Origin of the sequence: Streptomyces sp. NPDC051109, from assembly GCF_044455885.1 — a bacterium.
GTDB lineage: Bacteria > Actinomycetota > Actinomycetes > Streptomycetales > Streptomycetaceae > Streptomyces.
The window spans coordinates 30134-51781 of record NZ_JBITFF010000031.1; the positions used below are offsets into that span (position 1 = coordinate 30134).

The 21648-nt window shown below is 71.0% G+C and carries 22 protein-coding genes; 11 read left to right on the forward strand and 11 right to left on the reverse strand.

Going from position 1 to position 21648, the window contains the following annotated elements; translation table 11 throughout:
• Nucleotides 1-44 precede the first annotated feature (44 nt).
• The gene (locus ACIBAD_RS34245; protein ID WP_398910717.1) at nt 45-836 is read left to right on the forward strand and encodes a TerD family protein; all 792 of its coding nucleotides are present in this window, start codon (nt 45-47) and stop codon (nt 834-836) included.
• A gap of 112 nt (nt 837-948) precedes the next feature.
• Here ACIBAD_RS34245 and ACIBAD_RS34250 read toward each other — a convergent pair whose 3' ends face one another.
• The 6 genes from ACIBAD_RS34250 to ACIBAD_RS34275 form a co-directional block, all read right to left on the reverse strand.
• Entirely contained in the window at nt 949-1689 is a 741-nt protein-coding gene (locus ACIBAD_RS34250; protein WP_398910719.1) for a Tellurium resistance, read from the reverse strand.
• Nucleotides 1690-1807: 118 nt separating this feature from the next.
• Nucleotides 1808-2923 carry a DUF475 domain-containing protein gene (locus ACIBAD_RS34255; protein ID WP_398910721.1) on the reverse strand — a complete coding sequence of 372 codons (1116 nt, stop codon included), beginning with the start codon at nt 2921-2923 and terminating at the stop codon, nt 1808-1810.
• 25 nt (nt 2924-2948) lie between these two features.
• Complete coding sequence (locus tag ACIBAD_RS34260) at nt 2949-3524, reverse strand: TerD family protein (RefSeq protein ID WP_053688414.1); 576 nt, start codon at nt 3522-3524, stop codon at nt 2949-2951.
• A 156-nt stretch (nt 3525-3680) separates the two neighbouring features.
• Nucleotides 3681-4256, reverse strand: coding sequence for a TerD family protein (locus ACIBAD_RS34265; protein ID WP_030160471.1), 576 nt, complete (start codon nt 4254-4256; stop codon nt 3681-3683).
• Between the two features lie 206 nt (nt 4257-4462).
• Nucleotides 4463-4921 (reverse strand): peroxiredoxin, encoded by a 459-nt coding sequence (locus ACIBAD_RS34270; protein ID WP_134075355.1) that lies wholly within the window; start codon nt 4919-4921, stop codon nt 4463-4465.
• Nucleotides 4922-5070: 149 nt separating this feature from the next.
• Entirely contained in the window at nt 5071-5502 is a 432-nt protein-coding gene (locus ACIBAD_RS34275) for a DUF3052 domain-containing protein (RefSeq protein WP_053688416.1), read from the reverse strand.
• 448 nt (nt 5503-5950) lie between these two features.
• On the opposite strand from ACIBAD_RS34275, the gene aceE reads away from it, so the two are divergent.
• Together aceE and ACIBAD_RS34285 are read left to right on the forward strand one after the other, a co-directional pair.
• On the forward strand, nt 5951-8683 hold the full coding sequence (gene aceE, locus ACIBAD_RS34280) for a pyruvate dehydrogenase (acetyl-transferring), homodimeric type (protein ID WP_134075356.1): 2733 nt from the start codon (nt 5951-5953) through the stop codon (nt 8681-8683).
• A gap of 81 nt (nt 8684-8764) precedes the next feature.
• Nucleotides 8765-9664 carry a potassium channel family protein gene (locus tag ACIBAD_RS34285; protein ID WP_398910725.1) on the forward strand — a complete coding sequence of 300 codons (900 nt, stop codon included), beginning with the start codon at nt 8765-8767 and terminating at the stop codon, nt 9662-9664.
• On the opposite strand, the gene ACIBAD_RS34290 is transcribed toward ACIBAD_RS34285, so the two are convergent.
• Both ACIBAD_RS34290 and ACIBAD_RS34295 read right to left on the reverse strand, forming a co-directional pair.
• The gene (locus tag ACIBAD_RS34290; RefSeq protein ID WP_134075358.1) at nt 9645-10046 is read right to left on the reverse strand and encodes a peptidase inhibitor family I36 protein; all 402 of its coding nucleotides are present in this window, start codon (nt 10044-10046) and stop codon (nt 9645-9647) included. The genes ACIBAD_RS34285 and ACIBAD_RS34290 overlap by 20 nt on opposite strands.
• 211 nt (nt 10047-10257) lie before the next feature.
• Nucleotides 10258-11850, reverse strand: a complete 1593-nt coding sequence (locus tag ACIBAD_RS34295) for an MFS transporter (RefSeq protein WP_134075359.1) — start codon at nt 11848-11850, stop codon at nt 10258-10260.
• Nucleotides 11851-11991: 141 nt separating this feature from the next.
• Here ACIBAD_RS34295 and ACIBAD_RS34300 point away from each other — a divergent pair, with 141 nt between their 5' ends.
• The 3 genes from ACIBAD_RS34300 to ACIBAD_RS34310 all read left to right on the forward strand — a co-directional run bounded on the left by ACIBAD_RS34300 (nt 11992) and on the right by ACIBAD_RS34310 (nt 14890).
• Nucleotides 11992-12642, forward strand: coding sequence for a TetR family transcriptional regulator (locus ACIBAD_RS34300; protein ID WP_134075360.1), 651 nt, complete (start codon nt 11992-11994; stop codon nt 12640-12642).
• 168 nt (nt 12643-12810) lie between these two features.
• Nucleotides 12811-13962, forward strand: coding sequence for an alpha/beta hydrolase (locus tag ACIBAD_RS34305; RefSeq protein WP_134075858.1), 1152 nt, complete (start codon nt 12811-12813; stop codon nt 13960-13962).
• Nucleotides 13963-14038: 76 nt separating this feature from the next.
• Nucleotides 14039-14890, forward strand: coding sequence for a DUF4429 domain-containing protein (locus ACIBAD_RS34310; protein ID WP_134075361.1), 852 nt, complete (start codon nt 14039-14041; stop codon nt 14888-14890).
• A gap of 120 nt (nt 14891-15010) precedes the next feature.
• On the opposite strand, the gene ACIBAD_RS34315 is transcribed toward ACIBAD_RS34310, so the two are convergent.
• Both ACIBAD_RS34315 and ACIBAD_RS34320 read right to left on the reverse strand, forming a co-directional pair.
• Nucleotides 15011-16030: an aldo/keto reductase gene (locus tag ACIBAD_RS34315; RefSeq protein ID WP_134075362.1), complete on the reverse strand. Its 1020-nt coding sequence runs from the start codon at nt 16028-16030 to the stop codon at nt 15011-15013.
• Nucleotides 16027-16422, reverse strand: coding sequence for a MerR family transcriptional regulator (locus tag ACIBAD_RS34320; RefSeq protein ID WP_245236684.1), 396 nt, complete (start codon nt 16420-16422; stop codon nt 16027-16029). The genes ACIBAD_RS34315 and ACIBAD_RS34320 overlap by 4 nt, the downstream gene beginning before the upstream one ends.
• A gap of 70 nt (nt 16423-16492) precedes the next feature.
• Here ACIBAD_RS34320 and ACIBAD_RS34325 point away from each other — a divergent pair, with 70 nt between their 5' ends.
• Nucleotides 16493-17311: a serine hydrolase domain-containing protein gene (locus tag ACIBAD_RS34325; protein ID WP_134075859.1), complete on the forward strand. Its 819-nt coding sequence runs from the start codon at nt 16493-16495 to the stop codon at nt 17309-17311.
• Between the two features lie 8 nt (nt 17312-17319).
• Here the strand turns inward: ACIBAD_RS34325 and ACIBAD_RS34330 are convergent, their stop codons facing one another.
• A complete protein-coding gene (locus ACIBAD_RS34330; protein WP_134075364.1) occupies nt 17320-17973 on the reverse strand; it encodes a pirin family protein in 654 nt (217 codons plus the stop codon).
• Nucleotides 17974-18055: 82 nt separating this feature from the next.
• On the opposite strand from ACIBAD_RS34330, the gene ACIBAD_RS34335 reads away from it, so the two are divergent.
• The 4 genes from ACIBAD_RS34335 to ACIBAD_RS34350 all read left to right on the forward strand — a co-directional run bounded on the left by ACIBAD_RS34335 (nt 18056) and on the right by ACIBAD_RS34350 (nt 21599).
• Complete coding sequence (locus ACIBAD_RS34335) at nt 18056-19261, forward strand: CdaR family transcriptional regulator (RefSeq protein WP_030160498.1); 1206 nt, start codon at nt 18056-18058, stop codon at nt 19259-19261.
• Between the two features lie 89 nt (nt 19262-19350).
• The gene (locus ACIBAD_RS34340) at nt 19351-20268 is read left to right on the forward strand and encodes an ACP S-malonyltransferase (RefSeq protein ID WP_134075365.1); all 918 of its coding nucleotides are present in this window, start codon (nt 19351-19353) and stop codon (nt 20266-20268) included.
• Nucleotides 20269-20287: 19 nt separating this feature from the next.
• Entirely contained in the window at nt 20288-21292 is a 1005-nt protein-coding gene (locus ACIBAD_RS34345; protein ID WP_134075366.1) for a ketoacyl-ACP synthase III, read from the forward strand.
• 58 nt (nt 21293-21350) lie between these two features.
• Complete coding sequence (locus ACIBAD_RS34350; protein WP_053688427.1) at nt 21351-21599, forward strand: acyl carrier protein; 249 nt, start codon at nt 21351-21353, stop codon at nt 21597-21599.
• The last annotated feature ends 49 nt before the right edge of the window (nt 21600-21648 follow it).

The following is a 21648-nucleotide window of genomic DNA, read 5'->3' on the forward strand; positions in this document are numbered from 1 at the left end:
GGCCGCGTTGTTCCGCGCCGCCCCGGGAGGGCAGGATGACGGGCATGACGCACGCGATGCAGAAGGGCTCGAACATCCCGGTGACCGCCGTGGCGGTCCGGGCGGTGCTGCGCTGGACCGGCGGCCCCGAGGTGCCGGACGTCGACGCCTCGGCACTGCTCGTGGGCCCGGACGGGCGCGTGCGCTCGGACGAGGACTTCGTGTTCTACAACCAGCCCCGGCACCCCTCGGGGGCCGTCTGGCGACTCGGCAAGAAGCAGATCGGCGAGGAGATCACCGACGCCGTGCAGGCGGACCTGCGCGCGGTGCCGCCGGTGGTCGACCGGATCCTGGTGGTGGCCTCCGCCGAGGACGTGCCGTTCCAGCAGGTCCACGACCTGCGGATCCTGCTGTACGACGCCACGGCGACCGGCGGCGCCGAGCCGCTGGCCTTCTTCGACGTGCGCCCCGAGACCGGCGCCGAGACGGCCCTGATCTGCGGGGAGCTGTACCGCCGCGGCGACGGGTGGAAGTTCCGCGCGCTGGGCGAGGGCTACTCGAACGGCCTCGTCGGGCTGGCGACCGACCACGGGATCTCCGTGGACGAGAACGCCGCCGAGGGCGGGTCCGGGGAAACCGCCCCGGCCGCCGGGCCGACCGGAGAGCAGACCGCGCAGATGCACCCGCCGGGCCGGCAGGCGCCGCAGACACCGCAGGCGCCGGTGACGCAGGCCCCGCCGCCCGTGCAGCCGGCGTACGGGTACCCGCAGCCGGTCTCCCCGGCCCCGGTGCCGGTCCCGGGCGGCGACCCGACGTTCCGGCTGCCGGTGCAGGGCCCGCAGTTCCTCCGCCGCTGACGCGCCGCGCCTGACCGGGACCGCCGGAGACCGCGGGAGGCCGCCGGAGACGGCTGGGGCCGGCCCGGGGACCTCCCGCGGACCCTCCCCGGCCCCCCGGGTCCCGGTCGGGTCAGGCCTTGGCGCTCTTGTAGCCCCGCCCCCACTGCAGGCCCCACCCGTACAGCCGGTCCAGCTCGGCCTGGAACCCGTATACGAACTTCACCTCGCGCCGCACGATCAGCTCGCCCTTGACGTGCTCCATGGAGAGCACCGCGCAGGAGCGGGCCTGCGGCTGGCGCTCCTCCAGCGGGATCTCGATGCGCGGCCCGGTGATCGGGTAGAGGGTGATCATGGCGTGCGTCCGGTCGAAGGCCGGGGTCTGGTCGTAGATGTAGACGAACACCAGCAACCGCTTGATCTCGTCGGCGTGGTCGAGGTTGACGAAGACCGTCTCCCCCGACGGCGCCCCGAACCGGTCGTCGCCGCTGAGCTTCACGTACGGCGGGCTGTTGATGTCCCCGTGGAGGCTGCCCAGCGGCTGGACGACGCCCCGGGTCCCGTCGGCCAGCTCGTAGAGGCAGCCGAGGTCGAGGTCGACGTTGACCATGCCCTGGGTGTGCGCCTGCACCATGTCTGGCTTGAACAGCTTGAACGGGTGGCGCAGGAGCCGGCCGCCCTCGCCCCCGCCCCGGCCGCCGATGTCCGAGCTGCGCATGCGCCAGGACAGATTGACCCGCAGGTTCCCGTGGACCGCCCCCTGTTTGGTGAGCGACACCGTCGGATGCCGTTTGGTCAGCTCGATCGCGGCCGAGCCGCTGCCCGAGTCGAACTGCAGGGCGCGGCTGCCCCTGATCCCGTCGAAGAATCCCATTTCCCCTGTCCCCCCTCGGTCTGTGTAGGCGGGGCGGCCTACGCGGACGGGGCGGCCCGGCAGTCCGCAGACCAGCCCGGCCGCCCCGTAGTTGGAGCGTTCCGCATTACCGCCGTGATCATGCCTCGGCGGTGGAACCCTCCAATTCCAAGCGCTTGTTGCGCCGCACCGAGGACCAGAAGGACCAGGCGATGAGGATCACGCCGACGAGGCCGGTGATGACCTCGTTGATCTCGTACTGGATGGTGACGAGCAGGATCACGGCGAGCGCGCCGATCGCGTAGTGCGCCCCGTGCTCCAGGTAGACGTAGTCGTCGAGGGTGCCCTGGCGGACCAGGTAGACCGTGAGCGACCGGACGTACATGGCGCCGATGCCGAGGCCCAGCGCCATCAGCACGATGTCGTTGGTGATGGCGAAGGCGCCGATGACCCCGTCGAAGGAGAAGGAGGCGTCGAGGACTTCGAGGTAGAGGAACATGAAGAAGGCGGCCTTGCCGGCCATGGCGACGGCCGAGACGGGCTTGCCGGTCTTCTTGGCCGCTTCCTCGGCTTCGTGCTCGGCCTCTTCCTCTTCTTCGAGGCGGTTCTCGAAGTAGCCGGAGAGACCGCCGACGATCATGTACGTGATCAGGCCGGCGATGCCGGAGACCAGGACGGTCTGCGCCTTGTCCACGTGGGCGCCGCCGTGCTGGTGGGCGTGGGCGGCGAAGGTGGCGGACGTGATCAGCAGGACGATCAGCGCGATGCACGCCGACAGCATGTCGATCTTGCCGAGCTTGGCGAGCGGCCGCTCCAGCCATGCGAGCCACTTGATGTCCCGGTCCTCGAAGATGAAGTCGAGGAAGATCATCAGAAGGAACATGCCGCCGAAGGCCGCGATCGCCGGGTGGGCGTCCGTGACCAGCTGCTGGTACATGTCCTTGTCGTTCAGCGCCAGATCGACGGCCTCGATGGGCCCGATGCCGGCGGTGACCGCGACGATCACGACGGGGAAGACCAGGCGCATGCCGAACACGGCGATGAGCACGCCGACGGTGAGGAAGATCTTCTGCCAGAAGGCGTTCATCTTCTTCAGGATTCCGGCGTTGACCACCGCGTTGTCGAAGGACAGCGAGATCTCAAGGATGGACAGGATCGCGACGATCCCGAGTCCGGTCATTCCCCCGTAGAACCCCGCTGCGACCAGACCGAGCGCAGTGACTGCGAACGACCAGCCGAAGGTTTTGAGAACCACTGGCACCCCATCGTCTTGTACGGCTTTACGAAACGTTGACCCCGAAGTCTAGAGCGATGCCCCGGAGCCCCGACGCGTACCCCTGCCCCACCGCTCGGAACTTCCATTCGCCGCCGTACCGGTAGACCTCGCCGAAGATCATCGCGGTTTCGCTCGAGGCGTCCTCGGTGAGGTCGTAGCGGGCCAGTTCCTGGCCGTCCGACTCGTTGACCACGCGGATGAAGGCGTTGCTGACCTGGCCGAAGCTCTGGCGGCGGGCCTCCGCCTCGTGGATCGAGACCGGGAAGACGATCTTGTCGACCTCGACCGGCACCTTGGTCAGGTCGATGATGATCGATTCGTCGTCGCCCTCACCCTCGCCGGTGAGGTTGTCCCCCGTGTGTTCGACGGAGCCCTCGGGGCTCTTCAGGTTGTTGTAGAAGACGAAGTACGCGTCCCCCAGGACCCGGCCGTCGCGGCACAGCAGCGCGCTGGCATCGAGGTCGAAATCGGCCCCCGTGGTCGAGCGCGCGTCCCATCCGAGACCGACCAGGACCCGGGTGAGGTTCGGTGCGGCCTTGGAAAGGGAGACGTTGCCCCCCTTGGCGAGTGTGACGCCCATGTTGTGGTCCTCCCCGGACGACGTGGTGATCGCGGCGGCCCCGCGTGGCGGGCCGCCGGTGGAGCTCGGCGGTGCATCTCGTCGGTGCACCGTCGCAAAGCACGTCCGGCGCCGTACACACAGTGCACGGCGCCGGACGGGTGACTGCTGGCGGGCTCAGACGTTGACGCCGAAGTCCTGGGCGATGCCGCGCAGGCCGGAGGCGTAGCCCTGGCCGATGGCGCGGAACTTCCACTCCGCTCCGTTGCGGTACAGCTCGCCGAAGACCATGGCGGTCTCGGTCGAGGCGTCCTCGGAGAGGTCGTAGCGGGCGAGCTCGGAGTTGTCGGCCTGGTTCACGACGCGGATGTACGCGTTGCGGACCTGGCCGAAGCTCTGCTGGCGGCTCTCGGCCTCGTAGATCGAGACCGGGAAGACGATCTTGGCGACATCGGCCGGGACGCCGGCCAGGTTCACCTTGATCGCCTCGTCGTCGCCCTCGCCCTCACCGGTGGTGTTGTCACCGGTGTGCTCGACCGAGCCGTCCGGGCTCTTCAGGTTGTTGAAGAACACGAAGTTCGAGTCGTTGGCGACCTTGCCCTGGTCGTTGGTCAGGATCGCGCTGGCGTCGAGGTCGAAGTCGACGCCGGTGGTGGTGCGAGCGTCCCAGCCCAGACCGACGATGACCGCCGTCAGATTCGGCGCGGCCTTGGTCAGCGAGACGTTTCCGCCCTTGCTGAGGCTGACTCCCACGGGTCCTCCATTGGGTTCATGTGTGGGGCGGTGCCCCGTCGTGCGGTTTCTACCGGGATCAACGCTTCGATCCTAGTGACGGGTTCCCGCCTGTCGGCGTCTTTCCCGGTGAACAGTTCGCGGAACCCGCCCGAAGTGCGGCGATTGCGCGACGGCCCGACGGGTTCGGAAGGCCCCCGGGGTCCTCGGGGGCTCCAGGAGGTTCCTCAGAGGCTGTCGAGGGCCTTGATGTACTCGTTCAGGTCACGCGCGTCGGGCAGGCCGTTGACGACGGTCCAGCGCACGATGCCGTCCTTGTCGATGATGAAGGTGCCGCGGACCGCGCAGCCCTTCTGCTCGTCGAAGACCCCGTACGCGCGGGAGGTCTCGCCGTGCGGCCAGAAGTCCGAGAGCAGCGGGTAGTCGAGGCCCTCCTGCTCGCCGAAGACGCGCAGGGTCGGCACGGAGTCGTTGGAGACCGCGAGGAGCTGGACGTCGTCGTTCTGGAACCGCGGCAGCTGGTCGCGCAGCTCGCACAGCTCGCCGGTGCAGACACCGGTGAAGGCGAACGGGTAGAAGAGCAGCACCACGGCCTTCTCGCCGCGGAAGTCGGAGAGCCGCACGGTGGCGCCGTGGTTGTCCTTGAGCTCGAAGTCCGGGGCCTTGCTGCCGACCTCGATCGCCATCTCTCGCATCCCTTCGTCCTGCATCCCTGCGTTGGGCTGTTCGGGTGGGTCCAGCCTAGGCCGACCATGTGCCGGGAACGCACGCACCCCGCCGACCGGAACGGATTCCGGCGGGCGGGGTGCGTGTCCGCTTGGCTGCGGGGCGCGGCTCAGCGCTTGGTCTTGGCGGTGGCCGTCTTGGGCGTCACCAGCTTGGTGGCGGCCCATTCCTTGCCGACGCTGACGCTCCTGGTCTGCGACAGGCCGGCCGTTTCGGCGGCCTCGCTGATGTCGCTGGCCTCGACGTAGCCGTCACGGCCCGTCTTCGGGGTCAGCAGCAGGATCAGGGCGGCGTCCTCGACCAGCTCGGTGGCATCGACCAGCGCATCCGTCAGATCGCCGTCGTCCTCCCGGAACCACAGCAGGACCGCGTCTGCGACGTCGTCGTACTCCTCGTCGACGATTTCGCCGACGTGCTCCTCGACGGCATCACGGAATTCCTGATCGACGTCGTCGTCGTAGCCGATCTCCTGGACCACCTGTTCGGACTGGAAACCCAGCCGGGCGGCCAGGCTCTCCGCGTGGTCCGCGGTCGCGCTCACGGGGTGCCTCCTGCTCATGTTCGGTGAATGTCTTCGGCGGCGCGCGTACGCGCAGCATTGGGCGTAGTCCACACGGGCGGGGCGGATCGCGCAAGTACCCGGCCGCCGAGACCGTCGAAACGGTGACGATTACGGCCGTCTCGCCGCAACTTTCAGCCTTCCCGTGTGCACGTCTGGTGATTCATCCCACACCATTCCAGCTCATTCGGCATCATCGGCGACGCTGAGCGGCTTTCCTACCTGTTTGAGGTACGAACGGTCTTACGAACCCGCTGATCGTCTTGGGCGTAGGGTTGCGATGTGGCCGGACCCGCCGCCGACGGCGCCCCGAATCGCCTCGGACTCCAGTGATTACCCAGTGGTACAGGTGACGATTCCGACCGAGCGTAAGACGATGGGAGGCGGCGAAACCCCCATGGCACGACTCCCCTGACAGCGAAGGAACAGCGTGGCTTCCGCATCCGATCGCAATCCGATCATCATTGGCGGCCTGCCGAGCCAGGTCCCGGACTTCGATCCGGAGGAGACGCAGGAGTGGCTCGACTCCCTGGACGCAGCCGTCGACGAGCGGGGCCGTGAGCGCGCCCGCTATCTGATGCTGCGACTGATCGAGCGGGCCCGCGAGAAGCGCGTGGCCGTGCCCGAGATGCGCAGCACGGACTACGTCAACACGATCGCGACCAAGGACGAGCCGTTCTTCCCCGGCAACGAGGAGATCGAGCGCAAGGTCCTGAACGCCACCCGGTGGAACGCGGCCGTCATGGTCTCGCGCGCCCAGCGTCCGGGGATCGGCGTCGGCGGCCACATCGCCACGTTCGCCTCCTCCGCCTCCCTCTACGACGTGGGCTTCAACCACTTCTTCCGGGGCAAGGACGAGGGCGACGGCGGCGACCAGATCTTCTTCCAGGGCCACGCCTCCCCCGGCATCTACGCGCGCGCCTACCTCCTGGACCGGCTCTCCGAGCAGCAGCTCGACGCGTTCCGGCAGGAGAAGTCGAAGGCCCCGTACGGCCTGTCCAGCTATCCGCACCCGCGGCTGATGCCGGACTTCTGGGAGTTCCCGACCGTTTCGATGGGCCTCGGCCCGCTCGGTGCGATCTACCAGGCCCGGATGAACCGGTACATGGAGGCGCGCGGGATCGCCGACACCTCGAAGTCACACGTTTGGGCGTATCTCGGCGACGGCGAGATGGACGAGCCGGAGTCGCTCGGCCAGCTGTCGATCGCCGCCCGCGAGGGCCTGGACAACCTGACCTTCGTCGTGAACTGCAACCTGCAGCGGCTCGACGGCCCGGTGCGCGGCAACGGCAAGATCATCCAGGAGTTGGAGTCGCAGTTCCGCGGCGCCGGCTGGAACGTCATCAAACTGATCTGGGACCGCTCCTGGGACCCGCTGCTGGCGCAGGACCGCGACGGCATCCTGGTCAACAAGATGAACTCGACGCCGGACGGCCAGTTCCAGACGTACGCCACCGAAACCGGCGCCTACATCCGCGACCACTTCTTCGGCGACGACCAGCGGCTGCGGGCGATGGTCGAGAACATGAGCGACCAGCAGCTGCTGCACCTGGGCCGCGGCGGCCACGACCACAAGAAGATCTACGCGGCGTACGCGGCGGCCAAGGCCCACAAGGGCCAGCCGACGGTGATCCTGGCGCAGACGGTCAAGGGCTGGACGCTCGGCCCGAACTTCGAGGGCCGCAACGCGACGCACCAGATGAAGAAGCTGACGGTCGACGACCTCAAGCGCTTCCGCGACCGCCTGCACATCCCGATCACCGACGCGCAGCTGGAGGGCGGCGCCCCGCCGTACTACCACCCGGGCAAGGGCTCGCCGGAGATCCAGTACATGCACGACCGGCGCAGCTCGCTGGGCGGCTACGTGCCGACCCGCGTGGTGCGCGCGAAGCCGCTGCAGCTGCCGGAGGACAAGGCGTACGCGGCGGCCAAGAAGGGCTCGGGCCAGCAGTCGATCGCCACGACGATGGCGTTCGTGCGCATCCTGAAGGACCTGATGCGGGACAAGGAGATCGGCAAGCGGTTCGTGCTGATCGCCCCGGACGAGTACCGCACGTTCGGCATGGACGCGTTCTTCCCGAGCGCCAAGATCTACAACCCGCTGGGCCAGCAGTACGAGGCGGTCGACCGCGACCTGCTGCTCGCGTACAAGGAGTCCCCGACCGGCCAGATGCTGCACGACGGCATCTCGGAGGCGGGCTGCACGGCTTCGCTGATCGCCGCGGGTTCGGCGTACGCGACGCACGGCGAGCCGCTGATCCCGGTCTACGTCTTCTACTCGATGTTCGGCTTCCAGCGCACGGGTGACCAGTTCTGGCAGATGGCCGACCAGTTGGCGCGCGGTTTCGTCCTGGGTGCGACCGCCGGCCGGACCACCCTGACGGGTGAGGGCCTCCAGCACGCCGACGGTCACTCCCAGCTGCTGGCGTCGACCAACCCGGGCTGCGTGGCCTACGACCCGGCGTACGGGTACGAGATCGCGCACATCGTCCAGGACGGCCTGCGCCGCATGTACGGGCCCGAGGCCGAGGACGTCTTCTACTACCTGACCGTCTACAACGAGCCGATCCAGCACCCGGCCGAGCCGGCCGATGTGGACGTGGACGGCATCCTCAAGGGCATCCACCGGGTGTCCGCAGGCTCCGCGGGCTCCATCGGGGCGCAGATCATGGCCTCGGGCGTGGCCGTGCCGTGGGCGCTGGAGGCCCAGCGGATCCTCGCCGAGGAGTGGAACGTGCGGGCGGACGTCTGGTCGGCGACCTCCTGGAACGAGCTGCGCCGCGAGGCCGTCGAGGTGGAGGAGCACAACCTGCTCCACCCGGAGGAGGAGCAGCGCGTCCCGTACGTGACGCGGAAGCTGTCGGGTGCCGAGGGGCCGTTCGTGGCGGTCTCGGACTGGATGCGGTCCGTCCCGGACCAGATCTCGCGGTGGGTGCCCGGCGCGTACACCTCGCTGGGTGCGGACGGCTTCGGCTTCGCGGACACGCGCGGCGCGGCCCGGCGCTTCTTCCACATCGACGCGCAGTCGGTGGTGCTGGCGGTGCTGACCGAGCTGGCCAAGGAGGGCAAGATCGACCGTTCCGCGCTGAAGCAGGCGGTGGACCGGTACCGGCTGCTGGACGTCTCGGCGGCCGACCCGGGCGCGGCGGGCGGCGACGCGTAGCCTCCGAGGACAGGCGTCGAGGCGGGCTCCCGGCAGTGCCGGGGGCCCGCTTCGCTTTACCAGTTCCTTACGATGCTCCGTATGAAGGAACCCTCCCGCCAGCTGCGGTGGGAGCGGCGGAGCCAGACCCCGCTGCTCGTGCTCGCCGCGGCCTTCACCGTCGCCTACGCCGTGCCGATCGTCGCGCCCGACGCGGACGCCGACGTGCACCGGGCGTGCGCGGTCACCGAGTGGGTGGTGTGGGGGGCCTTCGCCGCCGATTACCTGATGCGGCTGGGCCTGTCGACGGCCAAGAAGGCGTTCGTCCGGACCCACTGGCTGGACCTGGGCGCGGTGCTGCTGCCGATGCTCCAGCCGCTGCGGCTGCTGCGGCTGGTGTCCACGCTGCTGCTGGTGGGCCGGCGGGCCCGGATGGCCCCGCAGATCCGGCTGACCACGTACGTGGCGGGGGCGGTGGTCGGGCTGCTGATGTTCGGCTCGCTCGCCGTGCTGAGCGTGGAGCGGGACGCCCCGAACGGGAACATCAAGAACCTGGGCGACGCCGTGTGGTGGAGCTTCACCACGATGACGACCGTCGGGAACGGGGACCACTCCCCCACGACCGGGCTCGGCCGGGTGCTCGCGGTGGGGCTGATGCTGTCGGGGATCGCGCTGCTCGGTGTGGTGACCGCCAACATCGCGGCCTGGTTCATCTCCCGGTTCGAACGCGACGACCGGGTGGAGCGGGCGCAGACCGCCGCGATCGCCGAACTGGCGGCGGAGGTACGGGCGCTGCGCGCCGAGATCGGGCGCCTCGGCGGGACGGCCGCCCCGGACCCGGCGGCCACGCCGGGTGCGGCGGCCGCCCCCGACCCGGCGGCCGCCCCCGACCCCGCGTCCGCCCCCGACCCGGCGGCCGCTCCGGGCGCCGCGGCCGACGTACCGGCCCGGGTGCCCGAAGCGGCCCCGGCGGCGGATGCCGCTACCGCTCCCACACCTTGAAGGCCCTGACCAGGTAGGGCGATTCGGGCAGCCAGACCCCGTCGCCGGGATAGGTCTGGAACTCGCCGGTCTCCGCGCACTCGGCCGACTGGTAGGTGGTCACCGGCCGTCCGATGCGGTTGACCAGCGACTGGGCACTGGTCCCGGCGGGCAGCGCCGTACAGCTGTTGATGTCCAGGGTGCTCAGCTCGTGGGCGTGGCGGGTGCCCTTGAACTCCGGCTTCGCCCACAGGCACAGCTGCCCGGTGGCGCAGGCGGGCGCCTTGCCCGGCGGCGGGCCGGCGGCGTGTGCGGCGCTCGCCGTACTCGGGACGAGCGCCGCGAGGGCCAGGACGGTCGCGGCCAGGACGGTGGTGGACCGTGCGGGTGAACTCGTACGCATGACAGGTCAACTCCTCGTGGACGGCGGCACCCCGGACTGCTTCCGGAGCGCCTCGGACACCACGCTGACCTGCGAGGACGGCCGGGCGGAAGGGGCCTGGGGCCGGTCCACCCGGATAGGCGACAGCCCCGCCGGAACCGTCCGGCGGGGCTGTCGTGCGTCAGCGGTTGACGCCCCAGCGAGGGCGTCGGAGCCATGGGGGCGGCCCGGGTCAGATGTGCGCCGCGCCGGCCCCTGCGGCGGCGTTCTCGCCGCGCTTGGTGAAGCAGGCGACGACCGCGGCGAGCACCGCGATGCAGCCGGCGACGGTGAAGGCGGTGCTCATGCCGTCCACGAACGTGTCGTGCGCGACCTTGGTGATCGTCTCGACGGCCTCGGCCGGGGTCCCCGGCCGGACCGGGGCGATGCCGACCTGGACCCCCTTCTCGGCGAGGTCCAGCTGCTCCGGGGTGAGCGCGGGCAGCTTCGCCCGCGCCCAGTTGTCCCCGAACGAGTTGCCGACGGTGGTGGCCATGACGGCGCCGAGGACGGCGGTGCCGAGGCTGCCGCCGACCTGCATGGCGGCCTGCTGGAGCCCGCCCGCCACACCGGAGAGCTCCAGCGGGGCGTTGCCGACGATGACCTCGGTGGCGCCGACCATGACGGGCGCGAGGCCGACACCGAGGAGGGCGAACCAGAGCGACATCTGCACGGTGCCGGTGCCCGGGGTCAGCGTGGACATCCCGAAACAGGCGACGGCGGTCGCGACCATGCCCGTGACCAGCGGGATCCGCGGGCCGACGGCGGTGATCGCGGCGCCGGCCAGCGGTGAGCCGATGATCATCATGCCGGTCAGCGGCAGCAGGTGCAGGCCGCTGTCGACGGGGCTCATGCCGTGCACGTTCTGCAGGTAGAAGGTGACGAAGAACAGGCCGCCCATGAAGGCGAACGCCATCAGCACCATGAGCACGGTGCCCGCGGACAGCGGGAGCGAGCGGAACATGCCGAGCGGGATCAGCGGCTCGGAGACCTTCGACTCCCAGACGGCGAAGAGCACGAAGCAGAGCGCGGAGGCGCCGAGGAAGAGCAGGGTCTTGGTGTCTCCCCAGCCCCACTCCGAGGCCTTGATCAGCGCCCAGATGAGGGAGAACATCGCCCCCGACAGCAGCAGGATGCCGACGGCGTCGAAGGACTTCGGGGCGTTCTCGGCGCGGTGGTCGACCAGGATGAACAGGCCGAAGGCCAGGGCGATGGCGCCGACGGGCACGTTGATGAAGAAGACGGACTGCCAGCTGACGTTCTCCACCAGCAGGCCGCCCACGATGGGCCCGGCGGCCGTCGAGGCGCCGATGACCATGCCCCAGATGCCGATCGCCATGTTGAGCTTCTCGGCGGGGAAGGTGGCGCGCAGCAGGCCCAGCGCGGCGGGCATCAGCAGGGCGCCGAACAGGCCCTGCGCGACGCGGAAGGCGATCACGTATTGGACGCCGGACGAGAGGCCGATCGCGGCGGAGGCCGCCGCGAATCCCGCGACGCCTATGAGGAAGGTCTGGCGGTGGCCGAAGCGGTCGCCGAGCTTTCCGGCGGTGATCAGCGAGACCGCCAGGGCGAGCAGGTAGCCGTTGGTGATCCACTGGACGTCGGCGAGCGAGGCGCCGAGGTCCTTTTGGATCGCGGGGTTTGCGACGGCGACGATCGTGCCGTCCAGGGTGACCATCATGACGCCGATCGCCACGGCTAAGAGGGTCAGCCAGGGGTGGCCGCGCAGACCGGTGCGGGCCGGAGCCGGACCCGTTTCCTTGGCGAGCGTGATCCGACTAGTCATGCGGACAGGCTAGTGACAGCGACTGACACTTCACAAACGGCTTAACGAGGCAGCGGCTGTCAGGTCGGTCACAGGTACCCTGACCGCTCACTCAGCGTCAGAATCGGCAGGCCGGGCCTGCGGAAAGGACACCCCTCGGTGATGACCGACGAGCGGCCGGCCCCGGTGCCAGCGCCCGGACTGCGCGAACGCAAGAAGCGGCGCACCCGGGACGCGCTGCTGCGCGCCGCTCTCCTCCTCTTCGTCGCGCAGGGGTACGAGCACACCACCGTCGACGAGATCACCGACGCCGTGGACGTCTCCCAGCGCACCTTCTTCCGGTACTTCGCCAACAAGGAGGAGGTCGCCTTCGCCGTCCAGGACCTGGTCGAGTCGCACTTCCTCGCCGCGCTGCGTGCCCGGCCGCCCGCCGAAGGCCCGCTCGAAGCCCTGCGCGGCGCGCTGCTCGCCGCCTGGGACACCCTGGACGAGGCCCTCTCCGAGGTGGTGCCGATCGACCTCTACATGCGGACGTACCAGCTCATCGAGTCGACCCCGGCCCTGCTGGCCGTGCACCTGCGCCGCTCCACCGAGCTGGAGGAGCGGATCGCCCGGCTGATCGCCGAGCGCGAGGGCCTGGACGTGGACGAGGATCCGCGGCCGAGGGTGGTGGTTGCCGCCTTCTCCGGGGTGATGAGGGTCACCGGGCGGCTGTGGGGCCAGGGCGAGGACGCCAGCGTGGCCTCGATCCGGCGGATGACCGAGGCGTGCCTTGACCAGATCGGCCCGGCACTGGCCGCGGAGTGGCGCTGAACACCCGTATGGGCTCGCACGGTCGGCCGTGAACCCGGTCACCCCGGGCGCCGTGGCCGGATCCGGTCTCCTACGCTGGTCCCAGTGAACCTGCCCGGCCTCGCCCACTCCACCGCCTTCGGCGCCGACCCGCGCCCCGCCGCCCTGCGCACCCTGCTCGCGCTCGCGGTGGTCTTCATCATGCTGGCGACCACCGGCTGGACCGCGGTGCACCGCCCCGACGCGGGCACCACCCTGCGGACCGCCGCCCTCGCCTCCTGGGCGTCGGCCCGGATCGACGGCCGCCCGGTACCGTCCGCCGACGCCCCCGTGCGGACGGTGGCCCGGTTCTTCGCCGGTCTCGACGGATCCCAGCGGGCCCGGCTGGCCGAGGGACACCCCCTGGTCGTCGGCAACCTCGACGGTGTGCCCGCCGCACTGCGCTACCGGGCCAACCTGCGCGGGCTGGAACTGGCCGAGCGGGCCGAGGAGGCCCGCAGCCGGGACGTCAGCCTGACTCCGGCCGACCGCACCACGGCCGGCCGGCGCGCCCACCGCTTCGAGTCCCTGGCCCAGCCGGGCCGGCAGATCCTCGCCTTCGACCCGACCGGCGGCGGCCGTGTCGCGGAGGTGTTCGGCGACCTCGACCGGGCGCACCGAGTCTCGGTGGTCGTCCCCGGCGTGGACACCGACGCGCTCACCTTCGAGCGCACCCAGCGCCGCCTCAGCGCGCCGGTCGGCATGGCGCAGTCGCTGTACGAGGCCCAGCGCGCGCAGGCTCCCGGCAGCCGGACCGCGGTCATCGCCTGGGCCGGCTACACCGCGCCGACCGGGGTGGGCATGGACGCGGCCACCGGCCGGATGGCGGTGGACGGAGCCGTACGGCTGGAGTCCCTGGCGGCGGCGCTCCCCGGGGACGCGAGCGTGGCGCTGTTCTGCCACAGCTACGGCTCGGTGGTGTGCGGGGTCGCCGCGCACGCGCTGCCGCGGTCGGTGACGGACGTGGTGGTGGCGGGCAGCCCGGGGATGCGCGCGGAGTCGGTGGCCGGCCTGCACACGTCGGCCCGGGTGTGGGCCACGCGGGACGCCGGGGACTGGATCGCGGACGTACCGCACCTGGAGGTCGGCGGGGTCGGCCACGGGGCGGACCCGGTGTCGCCGGACTTCGGATCGCGGGTGCTGTCCTCGGCCGGGGCGAAGCTCCACACCGGCTATTTCGAGCCAGGCACCGGATCCCTGGACAACTTCGCCAAAATCGGAACCGGTGCGTTCGGTTCCGTCACGTGCGCGACCGGCGACGATGCGTGCCGGCGTGGAATTTCCGGGACAGACGGGGACTGACACGTGTAGAGCCCTGGAAAACGGGCTTCGCGCCGAGGGGGGACGCACGGGGGTGCGTCCCTTTACCATGTGCCGCATGGGTGACGTACTGGCCGGAAATCATGCCGTCTGGGAGTTCGACTCGGACTCGGTGCTCATCCGCTTCGCACGGGGGATGAGAACGCCGAGGACACCGAGACTCCTGCACGCCCTCGGGGAGCGGCGCATCCCCTTCGAGGCGTTGGCGGGGGTGAGCGTGAGCGCGACCGGATCCGGGGGGAGACGGGACGCGGTGGTCCTGCGTGCCGTGCCGCGGCCGGGCGCTGATCCGCTGATGGAGGCCGCCGGCGGGCAGTTGCGCGAGGTCTGCGATCCGTACCGGCTGGTGCTGCCGGGCGACCGGGCCGGGCAGGCCGCAGAGTTCGCGGACGCCGTACGGGCCCGGCTGGGCCCGGAGGCCGCCGAGCCGGCGGAACGCTTCCTGGTCCGGGTACCGCAGCCGCCGCTGCAGCTGAAGGCGTACGACGCGCGGCTCGGCTTCGACGGCTCGGCGGTCACCTTCCACTGGTCGCGCACGGGGGCCACGAGCACCAAGTGGAAGGCGGGCGACCAGCGTTACCCGCTGACCGCGCTGACCGGCGTCGAGTGGAGCTCCCCTGAGGCCCCGGGCGGCCACCTGCGGCTGCTGCTGCGGGACGCGGCGGCCGACCCGCGGCCCGACCACGACCTGGCGGCCGCGGTGTTCGCCGTCGGGTACGGGTCGGTGCACGAGTCGCTCCCGTTCGCGGCGGCCGTGCTCGCCGCACTGCGCGGCCGCGCCCCGGTGGCCTCGGTCCCGGCGGGCCGTACGGATGAACGCCTGCACCACCTGGGTGAGTTGTACAGCGCGGGACTGCTGACGGACGCCGAGTACACGGCGCTGCGCGACCGCTTCGCCGCCGAAGCCTGACGCGCGGCCGACCGGCCTGCGACTGACCGGTCGGTGACCGGCCGGCCCGCGACCGGCCGGCACCCGCCCTCCGCGGCCGCCGACGGGAGGCCCCCCGGCGGCGGCCGCGGCCGGGGCGGATCACCCCTCGCGGCCCGCCGAGGTCCAGGTCATGTCCGGGTAGCGGTCGCCCGCGACCTGGCCGGCGATCGGCTCCAGCAGCTCCAGCTCCGCCGGCGTCAGCGTGATCCGGGTCGCGGCGGTGTTCTCCGCCAGGCGGCCGGTCTTGCGGGTGCCCGGGATCGGGACCACGGTCAGCCCGTGCACCTGCGCCCGCTGGTGCACCCACGCCAGCGCGATCTGCGCCGGGGTCGCCCCGTGCGCCTGCGCGATCTCCCGCACCGGCGCCAGCAGCTCCGCGTTGGCCTTGGCGTTGTCACCCGTGAACCGGGGCTGGAAGCGGCGGAAGTCCGCCGCCGACAGATCGGCCGAGGCGTCCGCGAACGAGCCGGTCAGGAAGCCGCGCCCGAGCGGGGAGTACGGCACGAAGGCCACGCCCAGCTCCGCCGCCGCGCCCACCGCCGTGTTCTCCACGTCCCGGCTGAACAGCGACCACTCCGACTGGAGCGCCGCGATGGGGTGCACCTCGTACGCCTCGCGCAGCTCGGGGCCGGTGACCTCGCTGAGCCCCAGGTGGCGCACCTTGCCCTCCTGCACCAGCTCGGCCATCGTGCCCACCGACTCGGCGAACGGCACGGCCGGGTCGCGCCGGTGCATGTAGTAGAGGTCGATCACGTCGGTACCGAGCCGGCGCAGGCTGTCCTCCACGGCCCGGCGGATGTAGGCGCGGTCGTTGCGGATGCCGCGGTGCTGCGGGTCGTCGGTGCGCTCGATGCCGAACTTGGTCGCGAGGGTGATCTCGTCCCGGTGCTCGGCAACGAACGGCGCGATGAACTTCTCGTTGGCTCCGCGCCCGTAGCTGTCCGCGGTGTCGAAGAGGGTGACCCCGGTGGCGAGGGCCGCTTCCAGGGTGTCGCGGGCCCGCGCCTCGTCGGTCTCCCCGTAGAACTCGCTCATGCCCATGCAGCCGAGGCCCTGGACGCCCACCAGCGGGCCCCCCTTGCCGAGTTCGACCTGCTCGATGGTGGTGTTCTGCGTCATGGTCGTGTCGCCTTCCCCGCGGTCGTGCCCTTGGCATACATGTCGATCTTGAAGTCCAGTACGGCGAGCGCGTCGTTCAGCTCCGTGATCCGCGCACGCACCTCGCGCCGCGTCTGCTCCAGCAGTTCGCGCCGCTGGTCGACGGTGTGCTCGCCCTCGCGCACGAGTTCGGCGTAGCGGACCATGTCGGCCACCGACATCCCGGTGGCGCGCAGCTTGCCCACGAAGGCCAGCCAGTGGAGGTCCCTGTCGCTGAACCGGCGCTGTCCCGAGTGGGAGCGGTCCACGTGCGGCATCAGGCCGATCCGCTCGTACCAGCGCAGCGTGTGCTGGGTCAGACCGGTCCGGGCCTCGACCTCGCTGATCGTGTACCGCGTCTCCGTCAGGCTCATGACGACCACGCTAAAACCTTGGAGTGCACTCCAAGCAAGTAGGCTCGGCCGCATGGAGAGCGTGGAGACCCTGCAGAGTCTGCGGACCATCGAAAACTGGCCGGTACCGACCGCCGCGGCGGCCGTGGTGCGCGCCGACGGGAGCCTGGCCGGCTCCCACGGGCCCGTGGACCACCGCTTCGCGCTGGCCTCGGTGACCAAGCCCCTCGCCGCGTACGCCGCGCTCGTCGCGTACGAGGAGGGGGCGATCGAGCTGGACGAGCCGGCCGGGCCCGAGGGCTCGACGGTCCGTCACCTGCTCGCGCACACCAGCGGGCTGGCGTTCGACGAGCACCGCGCGATGGCCGCGCCCGGTACGCGCCGGCTGTACTCGAACGCCGGTTTCGAGGTGCTCGGCGACCACATCACCAAGGCCACGGGCATCCCGTTCGCGGAGTACGTGCACCAGGCGGTGTTCGAACCGCTCGGCATGGCGTCGACCACGCTGGAGGGCTCGCCCGCCAAGGACGGGGTCTCGACGGTCTCCGACCTCGTCCGGTTCGCGGCCGAGCTCCAGGCGCCGCGGCTGCTGGACGTGCGCACGGTCGCGGAGGCCACCTCGGTCGTCCACCCGGGGCTCAAGGGGGTGCTCCCGGGGTACGGGATCCAGTCACCCAACGACTGGGGGCTCGGCCTGGAGATCCGCGACGGCAAGTCCCCGCACTGGACGGGCGCCTCGTCCTCGCCGCGCACCTTCGGCCACTTCGGGCAGGCCGGCACCTTCCTGTGGGTGGACCCGGACGCCCGCGCCGCTTGTGTGGCGCTGGCCGACCGCGCCTTCGGCCCGTGGGCCGTGGAGGCCTGGCCGCCGTTCACCGACGCGGTCCTCGCCGAGCTCGCCGCCCGGTAGGCCGGACGCTACGGCAGCTCCCAGATCAGCAGCTCGCCCGGGGATCCGGCGACGATCTCCAGGCCTTGTTCCCCGGTGATCCGCGCCGCGTCCCCGGGGCCGAGCTCCTCCCCGTCCAGCCGCAGGTCCCCGCGCACCACGTGCAGGTAGATCCGCTCCGCCGCCGGTACGGCCACCCGCTCGCCCGCGCCGGGACGGCGCACGTGCAGGACGGCGCCGGCCGCGGGGATCTCGTACGGGGTGCCGTCGGCGATCTGCCGGACCAGCGTGTACGCGGGCTCCCCGCCCCCGGCCAGCGGCGCGAGCCACGTCTGCACGAAGCGCAGCGGCGCCGCGCCGTCGTTGCGCTCGATGTGCCGGGCGCCGGATCCGGCGGCCAGGTGCTGCACGTCACCGGGCCGGACCACGGTGCTCTCGCCCGTGCTGCCCTTGTGCGTGAGCTCGCCCTGGACCACCCACGTGACGATCTCGGTGTGGCTGTGCGGGTGCTCGTCGAAGCCGGCGCCCGGGGCGAGCGCCTCCTCGTTGCAGGCCAGGACCGGGCCGAAGCGCAGATTGTCCGGATCGTAGTGCGGGCCGAACGAGAAGGCGTGCGCGGTCGTGATCCCTGCGTCCGGATCCCCGCCCGCGTACCGGTCGGCCCCTCGGCGTACGTCAATCATGGAAGTCACGGTAGCCCCCCGGTGGAATGCCGCCGCGGGACCGGACTCCGCGCCGCCGTCCCGATAAGGCAGTCTTGTCCCCGTGCCCCAACCCGAACGTGAGCATTCCCCCGCGCATCCCGCTCCCGCCCATCCGCACGCCGCGACGCTGCGCCGACTGGAGAAGTCCTCCGGCCGGCTCGCCGCGAACGCGATCGCGCGCATGGACGAGACCCTGCCGTGGTACCGGGCGATGCCCCCGGAGAACCGGTCCTGGATCGGCCTGGTCGCGCAGGCCGGCATCGCCGCGTTCACGGAGTGGTTCCGGCACCCGGAGACGCCGCAGGCGATCTCCACGGACGTCTTCGGCACGGCTCCGCGCGAGCTGACCCGGGCGATCACCCTGCGCCAGACGGTGGAGATGGTCCGGACGACGATCGAGGTCATGGAGACCGCGATCGAGGAGGTCGCGGCCCCGGGCGACGAGTCGATCCTGCGCGAGGCGCTGCTGGTGTACGCCCGGGAGATCGCGTTCGCGACGGCCCAGGTGTACGCCCAGGCCGCCGAGGCGCGCGGCGCGTGGGACGCCCGCCTGGAGTCCCTGGTCGTGAACGCGGTGCTGTCCGGCGAGGCGGACGAGGGCGCGCTGTCGCGGGCCGCCGCACTTGGCTGGAATTCGCCGGAGCACGTGTGCGTGGTGCTCGGCACCGCCCCGGAAGGCGACAGCGAGCTGACGGTCGAGGCGATCCGGCGCGCTGCCCGGCACCACAAGCTCCAGGTCCTCACGGGCGTGCTCGGCGACCGGCTGGTGGTGATCGCGGGCGGCAGCGACAACCCGATCCAGGTGGCGAAGTCGCTGATCGGACCGTTCGCGGCGGGCCCGGTGGTGGCCGGTCCGGTGGTTCCGGATCTGCTCAACGCGACCAAGTCGGCGCAGGCCGCGGCGGCCGGGCTGAAGGCGTGCACGGCCTGGCAGGACGCCCCGCGGCCGGTGCTGGCGGACGATCTCCTGCCCGAGCGCGCGATCGCCTCGGACCCCTCCGCCCGGGAGCAGTTGGTGGAGGAGATCTACAGACCGCTGGAAGAGGCGGGGTCGGCGTTGCTGGAGACGCTGAGCGTGTATCTGGAGCAGGCGAGCAGCCTGGAGGGGGCGGCGCGGATGTTGTTCGTGCACCCCAACACGGTGCGCTACCGGCTGCGACGTGTGACCGACGTCACCGGCTGGTCACCGTCCGATGTCCGATCTGCGTTCACGCTGCGGATCGCCTTGATCCTCGGGCGTCTGGCCGACGGCGATCAGCAGTCCTAGACTTTTGTCGGACATCAACAATTACCCCGACGGTTCTTCGTCCCTGTCCCCACGGGCGGCGGGGACCGTCCACAAGAGAGAGTGTGAGGGTGCTCGTACTCGTCGCTCCCGGCCAAGGCGCACAGACGCCCGGCTTCCTGACTCCCTGGCTCGACCTCCCCGGCGCCGCTGACCGCGTCGCCGCCTGGTCCGACGCCATCGGGCTCGACCTTGCCCACTACGGCACGAAGGCGGACGCGGACGAGATCCGCGACACGGCGGTGGCGCAGCCGCTGCTGGTGGCCGCCGGTCTCCTGTCCGCTTCGGCCCTGGGCTCCCGTACGGCCTTCGGTGCCGTCGCGGGCCACAGCGTCGGCGAGATCACCGCCGCCGCGTACGCCGGCGTGCTGTCCGACGCGGACGCGCTGTCGTTCGTACGGACCCGCGGTCTGGCGATGGCCGAGGCCGCCGCCGTCACCGAGACGGGCATGGCCGCGGTGCTCGGGGGCGACCAGGCGGTCGTCGTGGCGCACCTGGAGAAGCTGGGTCTGACCCCGGCGAACATCAACGGCGCGGGCCAGATCGTCGCCGCAGGAACGATGGAGCAGATCGAGGCCCTGGTGGCCGAGAAGCCCGAGGGCTCCATGAAGGTCGTCGCCCTCAAGGTCGCGGGCGCCTTCCACACGCACCACATGGCTCCCGCGGTCGCCACGCTGGAGAAGGCCGCGCAGGCCCTCGCCCCGGCGGACCCGGAGCTGACGTACGTCTCGAACAAGGACGGCCACGTCGTCACCACGGGTGCCGACGTCGTCGCCCGCCTGGTCGGCCAGGTCGCCAACCCGGTCCGCTGGGACCTGTGCATGGAGAAGTTCGGCGAGCTGGGTGTCACCGGGATCATCGAGCTCAGCCCGGGTGGCACTCTGGCGGGGCTGGCCAAGCGCGCGCTCAAGGGCGTGCCGACCGTGGCCCTGAAGACCCCGGACGATCTCGAAAAGGCCGCCGCGCTCGTCGCCGAGCACGCGGCCTGAGAGAAGGAGCCCACACAGCATGTCGAAGATCAAGCCTGCCAAGGGCTCCCCGTACGCCCGCATTCTCGGCGTCGGCGGCTACCGCCCGACCCGCGTGGTCTCCAACGAGGTCATCCTGGAGACGATCGACTCGTCCGACGAGTGGATCCGCTCCCGCTCCGGCATCGCGACCCGGCACTGGGCCTCGCCCCAGGAGACCGTCGCCGCGATGTCGGTGGAGGCCTCGGGGAAGGCGCTGGCCGACGCCGGCGTCTCGCCCGAGCAGATCGGCGCCGTGATCGTCTCGACGGTCTCGCACTTCAAGCAGACCCCGGCCGTCGCGACCGAGATCGCGCACCGGATCGGCGCGGTCAAGCCCGCCGCGTTCGACATCTCCGCGGGCTGCGCCGGCTTCGGCTACGGCCTGACGCTGGCCAAGGGCCTCGTCATCGAGGGCTCGGCCCAGTACGTCCTCGTCATCGGCGTGGAGCGGCTGTCGGACCTGACCGACCTGGAGGACCGCGCGACGGCCTTCCTGTTCGGCGACGGCGCCGGTGCCGTGGTCGTCGGCCCCTCGGACGAGCCGGCCATAGGCCCCACGGTGTGGGGTTCGGAGGGCGACAAGTCCGAGACGATCAAGCAGACCGTGCCGTGGGACCAGTACCGCAGCACCGACAGCGGCGAGAAGTTTCCGGCCATCACGCAGGAGGGTCAGGCGGTCTTCCGCTGGGCCGTCTTCGAGATGGCCAAGGTGGCCCAGCAGGCGCTCGACGCGGCCGGGATCACCGCGGAGGACCTGGACGTCTTCATCCCGCACCAGGCAAACATGCGGATCATCGACTCGATGGTGAAGACTCTGAAGCTGCCGGAGCACGTCACGGTCGCCCGTGACGTGGAGACCACCGGCAACACGTCGGCCGCCTCGATCCCGCTCGCTATGGAGCGGCTCCTGGCGACCGGAGCGGCGAAGAGCGGCGACACCGCGCTCGTCATCGGCTTCGGGGCGGGACTCGTCTACGCCGCGACGGTCGTTACCCTCCCCTAGGGTCCGGGAACCACATCCCGCCCCGCTTCACCCCAGTTAGCTATAGAAGGAGCGCCACATGGCCGCCACGCAGGAAGAGATCATCGAGGGTCTCGCGGAGATCGTCAACGAGATCGCCGGCATCCCCGTCGAGGACGTCGAGGCCGGCAAGTCGTTCACCGACGACCTGGACGTCGACTCGCTGTCCATGGTCGAGGTCGTCGTCGCCGCCGAAGAGCGCTTCGAGGTCAAGATCCCGGACGAGGACGTCAAGAACCTCAAGACGGTCGGCGACGCCGCGGACTACATCCTGAAGCACCAGGCCTGAGCCTGACGAGCGTTTGTCGCCACCTGGCGGTGGCGCCGTGACAATTCAG